The 7659-nt window shown below is 71.8% G+C and carries 9 protein-coding genes and 1 pseudogene; 4 read left to right on the forward strand and 6 right to left on the reverse strand.

What is annotated here, in order from left to right; all coding sequences use genetic code 11:
* Both AC1DVT_RS16090 and AC1DVT_RS16095 read left to right on the forward strand, forming a co-directional pair.
* Positions 1-754 (forward strand): annotated as a pseudogene (locus AC1DVT_RS16090) (hypothetical protein); the annotation flags it as partial.
* A complete protein-coding gene (locus tag AC1DVT_RS16095; RefSeq protein ID WP_477390000.1) occupies positions 751-1572 on the forward strand; it encodes an ABC transporter permease in 822 nt (273 codons plus the stop codon). The pseudogene AC1DVT_RS16090 and the gene AC1DVT_RS16095, both read left to right, overlap by 4 nt.
* Here the strand turns inward: AC1DVT_RS16095 and AC1DVT_RS16100 are convergent.
* From AC1DVT_RS16100 to AC1DVT_RS16125, 6 genes are all read right to left on the reverse strand, one after another.
* Entirely contained in the window at positions 1565-2023 is a 459-nt protein-coding gene (locus tag AC1DVT_RS16100) for a hypothetical protein (RefSeq protein WP_477390001.1), read from the reverse strand. The genes AC1DVT_RS16095 and AC1DVT_RS16100 overlap by 8 nt on opposite strands.
* 76 nt (positions 2024-2099) lie before the next feature.
* The gene (locus AC1DVT_RS16105) at positions 2100-2900 is read right to left on the reverse strand and encodes a uroporphyrinogen-III synthase (protein ID WP_457099479.1); all 801 of its coding nucleotides are present in this window, start codon (positions 2898-2900) and stop codon (positions 2100-2102) included.
* A 201-nt stretch (positions 2901-3101) separates the two neighbouring features.
* Positions 3102-3401 carry a hypothetical protein gene (locus tag AC1DVT_RS16110; RefSeq protein ID WP_477390002.1) on the reverse strand — a complete coding sequence of 100 codons (300 nt, stop codon included), beginning with the start codon at positions 3399-3401 and terminating at the stop codon, positions 3102-3104.
* The gene (locus tag AC1DVT_RS16115; RefSeq protein WP_457099481.1) at positions 3391-3792 is read right to left on the reverse strand and encodes a phage holin family protein; all 402 of its coding nucleotides are present in this window, start codon (positions 3790-3792) and stop codon (positions 3391-3393) included. Before AC1DVT_RS16115 ends, AC1DVT_RS16110 begins: the two co-directional genes overlap by 11 nt.
* A gap of 1 nt (position 3793) precedes the next feature.
* Positions 3794-4183: a hypothetical protein gene (locus tag AC1DVT_RS16120; RefSeq protein ID WP_457099482.1), complete on the reverse strand. Its 390-nt coding sequence runs from the start codon at positions 4181-4183 to the stop codon at positions 3794-3796.
* Between the two features lie 103 nt (positions 4184-4286).
* A complete protein-coding gene (locus AC1DVT_RS16125) occupies positions 4287-5798 on the reverse strand; it encodes a protoporphyrinogen/coproporphyrinogen oxidase (protein WP_477390003.1) in 1512 nt (503 codons plus the stop codon).
* A gap of 67 nt (positions 5799-5865) precedes the next feature.
* Between AC1DVT_RS16125 and AC1DVT_RS16130 the strand changes: the two genes are divergently transcribed.
* Positions 5866-6435, forward strand: a complete 570-nt coding sequence (locus AC1DVT_RS16130; RefSeq protein ID WP_477390004.1) for an HhH-GPD-type base excision DNA repair protein — start codon at positions 5866-5868, stop codon at positions 6433-6435.
* A gap of 45 nt (positions 6436-6480) precedes the next feature.
* On the forward strand, positions 6481-7659 hold a 1179-nt coding region (locus tag AC1DVT_RS16135; protein WP_477390005.1), incomplete at its 3' end, for an AfsR/SARP family transcriptional regulator.

Below are 7659 nucleotides of genomic sequence, written 5' to 3' on the forward strand. Positions count from 1 at the left end.
AGCGGATGTCGACGCCGAGACGGATGCCGAAGCCCCGGCTGCGGCAGGGTTCGCGGTGGCGGGCACGGGCGTCATCGACATCATCCCGGTGGCGGACGAGACCTCCGACCCCGACGTCGCGGATGACGAAGTGCACGCGGACGGCGCCGAGGCCGGCGCCGAAGGGGACGGTGCGCCCGACGACGGCGACGACAGTGCTGAGCCCGCAGCCGACGACGCGGTGACGGAGGACTCCCCTGAGGAGGCGCCGCACGACGTCGAGCGGCCCTGGGAGGAGTACATCAGGACGGACTCGGATGAAGAGGCGGACCGCTTCTTCTCGTCCTTCGACGCCGACCAGGCGGCCGCCGCCGCGGCCGCGAATTCCGCCGCAGCCCCCGAGGACGCCCATTCCTCCGCCGAGTCCGAGGCACCTGAGGATCACCCCGACCAACCCCCGTTCGGCAATGCAGACGCCGATGCGCCGCCCGTCGACCCCGGGCACGTGGACAGCGCACCGGAGTCGGAAGAGCGGACCGCGAGCGAACCGCCGATCGAGGCTGACACCGACGAGGCCATCACGGACGAGGTCGTCACCTTCGAGCCCGACGTCGACGACTCGGACGATGCCCCGTCGGACGAGACCGCGGACGAGCCCAACCCCGACACCAGCGAGTTCGGGACGATCGGCGACCTCTCGCCCGACTGGAGCGAAGAGCCAGGAGCCGCCGATCCCCGAGATGCCGACGACAGCGAGGGAGGTGAGCAGCGATGAGCCTCACGAACACCACCCGGTCGGAGACGACCAAGCAGTTCACCACGGCGATGTGGTGGATCCTCGCCATCGTGCTCTTCGCGTACGTCGCGTTCACCGCGACGGTCCTGGGATTCGTCTTCTCGGCATCCGCGACCGGCTCACTGGGCGGGAACGGCCCGCAGCTGCCCGCGGAGGGCCTGCCCACCCTGCTGTACAGCACCGCGACATCCATCGGCTATGTCTTCCCGCTGCTCATCGGCACCCTGATGGTGACCGGCGAGTTCCGCCACAAGGTGCTCACCCCCACCTTCCTGGCCACGCCGCGCCGGGGCACGGTGCTCTGGGCGAAGATCTTGGTCGGCGTCCTGCTCGGCGCGCTCTACGGCGTCGTCGGGATCGTCGCCGCCGTCGGCCCCGCGGCGGCCTTCCTGGCCGGCTACGGCCTCGACACCGAGCTCACCTCCGCGGACACCTGGGCGATGTTCGGACGGATGCTGCTCGCCTACGTCCTGTGGGTGTTCATCGGGATCGGGGTCGGGGCGCTCGTGCGCAACCAGGTGGGTGCGATCGTCGGAGTGCTGGTGTTCACGCAGTTCCTCGAGCCGGTCGCCCGGGCCGCGGCATCCTTCGTCGACGGCCTCTCGGATGTCACGCAGTATCTGCCCGGCGCCGCGAGCGATGCATTGGTGGGAGCGAGCGTCTTCACCGCGAGCATGGCGACGACCGGCGAAAGCGTGCAGCTGGAGTGGTGGGCGGGCGGCGCGGTGCTGCTCGCCTACGCCGCGGTGCTCGTGCTGCTGGGCTACCTGTTCAGCTGGCGCCGCGATGTCAGCTGACGGCGGGCGCGGGACGAGGAGCTCTGCGCGGGCTCGGCTTCGTCGTCGGAATCGTGCCGGTCTCGGCGGCGATCTCCACCACGTCGGCGGCCTCAGCGGGCACATCGAGGCGGAGCGCCTGCACGAGTTCGAGGCCATGTCGCGTCGTCAGGATGATGCGGTGGAAGTCCGGGTGTCCGTCGAGGTCGATCACCACACCGGCGCGGTGGCGTCGGATGATCGCGAAGTCGTCGCCGCCGGCCGAGCGCCACGTGCCCATTGCCACGACGCCGCGGATGTGGGTGCCGGGACTCGGGACGCCGCGAAGCCAGGTCCACGCGTCGTCGGTGAGCTGCACCTTCGCGATGGCGGTGCGTTCGATGACGACATTCCCACGGTGGAATGCGAGCGCGCGTTCCGTTGCAGACAGCGCGATCTCGAGCTGCGTCGAGTCCAGCAGCAGGGTCACCATGCGTCTAGTCTGCCAGCGCTGCCGCTCTCGCGCGGGGGTCGTTCCTCACAGGAGCGCAACGATCGACCGGCCGAGGTCAGGTGGCGAACTCGTCGGACGCGTGCGGGAGCGGAAATCGCCCCACGGCGTCGATCAGGGAGTCGACGGTCTGGGTGTCGGCGATCACGTCGACGGGGAGCCCCGCACGACGTGCGTCCTTCGCGGTGCGCGGCCCGATCGCCGCGACGACGGTGGCCGGGGGGATGTCCGGGAACTGCGACTGCACCTGCTCCGCAACGGAACCGCTCGTCACGAGGATCGCGTTGATCCGTCCGCTGCGGACGTCCGCGGCGATCCGGTCGGTGACCGGGACCCCGACCGTGCGGTACGCGACGACGCTGCGCACGCGGTGGCCCGCCTCGGAGAGCATGCGGGTGAGCACGGGCTTCGCGATCTCGCTGCGGAGGGTCAGGATGTCGCGCGCCTCCGGCTCGAGCTCGATCATCTGCTCGGCCATCCCGGCCGCGGAGTTGTCCCGCTCGGGGACGAGATCCACGCGGTACCCGACGGCGAGCATCGCCGCGGCCGTCGTCTCGCCCACGGCGGCGACCTTGGTCTTGGCCGGGATGGTGGCGCGATACGCGTAGAGCACATCGACGGTCGTCGCGCTCGTCAGCGTCAGCCAGTCGAAGGCGCCGGCGGCGAGATCGGCGAGCGCCTGCTCGAGGGACGCCTGATCGTTGGTCGGTGCGAAGTTTATGAGCGGCGCGATGACGGGAACAGCCCCCTGCCGGCGCAGCGTCGCTGCCACGGTGTCGCCCCAGGGGCCACCACGAGGAACCAGCACGCGCCAGCCGCTGAGCGGCTTGTCGGGTGTCTGCTTGGGTGCTGAGTTCATGGGCGTCGATTCTTTGTGTTGCTAGGTCAGCCGCCCATCATTCGAGCAGCCGACGGTGACTCGAATCCATCGGGTTGCGGATTCTCGTGCCGTCGGCAGTTCCTGCTCCATCGCACTGCCTGCGTCGAGCATACCCCCGCCGCCGCGCCGCTGTCCGGTGCGGTGCGACGCCTGGGGATAGCCGCGATGCAGTGCGTCGTGTCAGCGCGTGTACTTGCTCACGAGCGACCACACGATGGCGCCGGCGGCCGCTGCCGCCGTGACCACCACGGCCGCCGCGAGCACCGGGTTCGCACGAGCCTTCACGGCGAGCCGGTCTATGGCGCGGTTCGTCCGCCGCGCGACGTTCGCCTTGTCTTCGATCGCGGCGAGCGCAGCCTTCAGCTCGGCACGGGCCTGCGCGACCGGGTCGACCAGGCCGACCGGGACCGCCGTGCGCGGAACGGGGGTGATGGGGCTGACGGGCCCAGGGGTGCTGGGCCGAACCAGTTCAGAACTCATCGCGCACGACCTCCACGTCCTTGATGATCGCCTGCACCGGGTTCTCCCGCGCGAGCAGCTTGCGCCAGCGGAGATAGCCCAGCAAACCCATGACCGCCGCGACGAGCACGAGGAAGAGGAAGAGGATCAGGGCCGCGAGCCACTCCGGCATCCACGACGACAGTCCGAAGATGATGAACGCGCCCAGGGCCGGGATCGACCAGAACAGCATGAAGAGCGTCCCGACGATCCACCCCGACCCGATGCCGGCGTCCTTGGAAGTCTTGCGCAGCCAGGCCTTCGCCGCATCGACCTCGGCGATGACGAGGTTGCGGATGAGTTCGGGAACATCGCCGACGAGGGTGAAGATGCTGTCGTCGGCCCGATCGCGGAAGCCGCGCGGTTCGGTCATGTCACGCTCCGCCACGACCGGCGTCGGAGATGTCGTCGACCGCGTCTTCCGCGGCATCCTTCACCGCATCCGCGGACTGCTGGGCCGCAGCGCCGATGTCATCGGCGGAGTCCTTGCCGACCTTGAGGGTCGCGTCGAGCCGCTGACCGGGCGTTCCCTTGCTGCCGGCGGCCTTGGTCATCTTGACGGCGCTGTCCCAGACCGTCGTAGGCAGAGCCATAGCGGCGGACTTCGCGTAGTCCTTCGCCTTGGCAACCTGCTGCTGGACGGGGTCGAGGTTCCAGACCTTGAGCGCCTGGTGCTTGATCTGCTCGTACCGCTCGCGGCCGGCGCGCGTGCCAAGCACGTAGCCTGCCGCCAGTCCTATGACGAGTCCTACTTTGCCCCTCATGTGGGTCTCCTCCGGTCGACGGGGGTGCTGCCTGCTCCCCAGGGTAGACCCGCATGCCGATTCCGGCATCCGGCCTTGACAGAACGCCCCCGGGTGAGGGAGATCAGCGTCCGTCCGGTCCCCAGAGCACCGCACGACGCACCCGCTCGGCCTCTTCGACGGCGTCGGCGATCACCGGGGCGAGTCCCGACCCCGCCAGCCACGCGCCGGCAGCACCAAGCCCTGCGACTGCTCTGATCGCGCCCCGCGCGGCGGACGCGGCGGCGGCGTGACCCAGCGTGGACGCGGGGGTCGGCGGGGTGAACCTTTCGCGAACGGCGCCTCGCAGATCGGCGAGCGGCACGCCGAGCAGGGCGGATGCCTCGTCCCGCGCGAGCGCGAGCGCAGCGGCGTCGTCCAGCTCGGCGGTCGCGGCGGGGTGGGCGGCCGTCCCGAAGGCCACCCGCAGGACGTGCAGGTCCGGTGCCGCTGCCGCCAGCCACGGCCACCGCGCGGTGGAGTCGCTCACGGCAGCCGCGCGGCGACTGCCCGCGACCGGGTACACCGCACGACCGCGCGGATGCGCGTCGAGGGCAGGTTCGTGCACCACGAGGGTGACGACCTCGGTCGCACCGACCGGGCGCACGGGTCCGTCCAGGGCCGGGACCACACCGGCGAGGAGGCGCCTTGCCTCCGCCTCGGGAACGGCCACGACCACGGCGTCGGCGGGACGCACAGGTGGAGCAGATGCCGCACTCGGGTCGTCCGTCGCCTGGTCGGCGGGCGCGGCCGCACGCGGCGCAGCGGTCGCGGCATCCGTCCCGCTCATGACGCCGATCGCCCAACGACCATCGGGCGTGCCTTCGAGGCGGTCGACGCGGGTGTCGGTGCGCAGGTCGGCGCCGAGGTCGGCGAGGCGAGCCCTGAGCGCATCGACGAGGCGGAAGGTTCCCCCGGCGAGGCCCTCCACCCCGGGTCCCGGGTCGTCGACCAGGAGCTGCGAGACGCCGCCGCTGAGCGAGCCCATGCGGGTGAGGGCGGTGCTGAGCCCGGGGGCGACGGCCTCGACATCCACGTCGTCCGGGTGGATCCCATACGCACCGAGACTCAGCGGGGCCACCATGCGGTCGAGCACCGCGTCGCCCATCCGGGACCGCACCAGCTTGCCGAGGCTGCGCTCCTGCCCGATCGTGAGCGGGGGTCGCACTCGGTCCAGGTACGCGCGCCAGGTGCCGCGCCAGCCGATGATCCGGCGGACGCCCTCGTCCCACGGATTCTCCGGGATGCCGGCCAGCGTCCGGCGGGGCAGCGGCGCCGCAGGTCCGTCGCCGGGGTCGATCCACACGTCTCCGTCGGCGGCCGGGGCGATCTCGGCGCCGAGACCCAGGTCGGTGGCGAGGGCGCGCACGGATCCCCCGCCGATCCGCCACCCTTCGACGACGGCATCGAGGCGGAGACCCGCCACCTCGGTGGCGCGCACGGTGCCGCCGAGGTGGTCCGCCGCTTCGAGGACGGTGACGGAGAGGCCGACCTTGGCGCACTCGAGCGCGACGGTCAGTCCGGCGATCCCGCCGCCGACCACCACGACGTGCTTCTCGCCGGCGCGCACCGCCGCTGAGTCCGCTGTGTTGCGCATTGCTCCATCCTCGCACCGGGACTCCACCCCCTCGCGGGGCCCGGGCGACGGTGTCACGATGGGGGGCATGCCCGCTCTCCACATCACCGCAGACCCCGACGCCGACGCACTTCTGACGGAGAATCCGCTCGCCCTGCTGATCGGCATGCTGCTGGATCAGCAGGTCGCGATGGAGACCGCCTTCTCCGGACCCCTTAAGATTGCCCACCGKACCGGAGGGGTAGATGCCGCTGCCATCGCCGCCTACGACCCCGACGAGTTCGTCGAGGTGTTCCGCCAGCCCCCGTCGGTGCACCGCTACCCGGGCTCGATGGCCGGGCGCACCCAGGCGCTGTGCGCCGCGCTCATCGAGAAGTGGGGCGGCGACGCGGCGGCGCTGTGGACGCAGGGCGACCCGGACGGGCCGGAGGTGCTCCGGCGCTTGAAGGCCCTGCCCGGCTTCGGCGAGCAGAAGGCGAAGATCTTCCTGGCGCTGCTGGGCAAGCAGCGGGAGTTCACCGGCGACGGCTGGCGCGAGGCATCCGCTCCTTACGGCGAAGCGGGCAGCCACCGCAGCGTCGCGGACATCACGAGCCCCGAGTCGCTCGGCCTCGTCCGCGAGCACAAGCGCGCGATGAAGGCCGCCGCGCGCGGCTGAGTCCGCCGACTCCGGCGACGGCAGGCGCGCACCTAAAGTTGACGCGTGCAGGTGCGATTCTTCGGCGGGCTCTCCGTCCACGACGGCGAACAGCCGGTCGTGGTGCGCGGCCGGGGCCAGGAAGCGCTGCTGTTCCGGCTCGCGATCGACACCGGCACCACCGTCGGCTACCGCGCCCTCGCCGAGGACGTCTGGCCTGACGACCTCCCGGTGGACCCGCGCGCATCGCTGCAGTCGCTCGCCTCGCGGCTGCGGCGGGCGCTGCCGGCCGACGCCCTCGAGGCCACCGCGGGCGGCTATCGCCTGACGCTCGATCGGCGTGAGGTCGACGTCACGCACTTCCAGGACCTCGTCGCACACGCCGGACGAGCGACGGATGCCGCGGAGGTCGCCGACCTCGTCGACCAGGCGCTCGCACTGTGGACCGGCGAGCCGTGGGTGCCGGACGGATTCGACTGGGTCATCCGCGATCTGCTCGAAGACCGGGCCCGGGTCGAGAAGCTGCGCGCGAGTGCGGCCGGCGCCGCCGCCTCTTCGGTCGCTCGTGTCGCCGAGGTCATCCCCGCACCCCTCACCCCACTCGTCGGACGACAGCGCGAGCTCGCGCTCATCGCGGACCAGCTCGCCGCGGAGCGCCTGGTGACCCTCATCGGCCCCGGCGGCGCAGGGAAGACCACGCTCGCGCTCGAAACGGCACGCGCCCACGGCGCGGCGGTCGTGGTCGAACTCGCTCCCGCGGCGCCGGGCGAAGTATGGGCGGCAGTCGCAGCGGCTGCGGGCCGCAGCATCCGGGTCGCCGACACCACCGCCTCAGCGACGACGCCCCGCCAGCGCGCATTGGAGTCACTCGCCGGGCGTCCGGTGCTGATCGTCTTCGACAACTGCGAGCACCTCTCTGCCGAGGCCGCCGCGGTGGCCCTCGAGCTCCTGCACGCCACCGCCGCGGCCCGCGTCCTCGCGACGAGCCGCGAGCCCCTCGGTGTCGCGGGCGAGGCGTTCGTCGACCTCGGTCCGCTGCCGGACGGCGACGCGGTGGAGCTGTTCTCCCGGCGCGTCCGCGCCGCGCGGGGCTCGGCGCCGACCCGGCCGGAGAGCGACACCGTGGAGCGGATCGTGCGGCGCCTCGACGGCCTGCCGCTCGCTCTCGAACTCGCCGCCGCGCGGGCTCGCGTCCTCACCCTCGCCGAGATCGATGAGGGCCTCGACGACCGATTCGCCCTGCTC

It is taken from the genome of Microbacterium sp. P2_F9 (assembly GCF_056403635.1).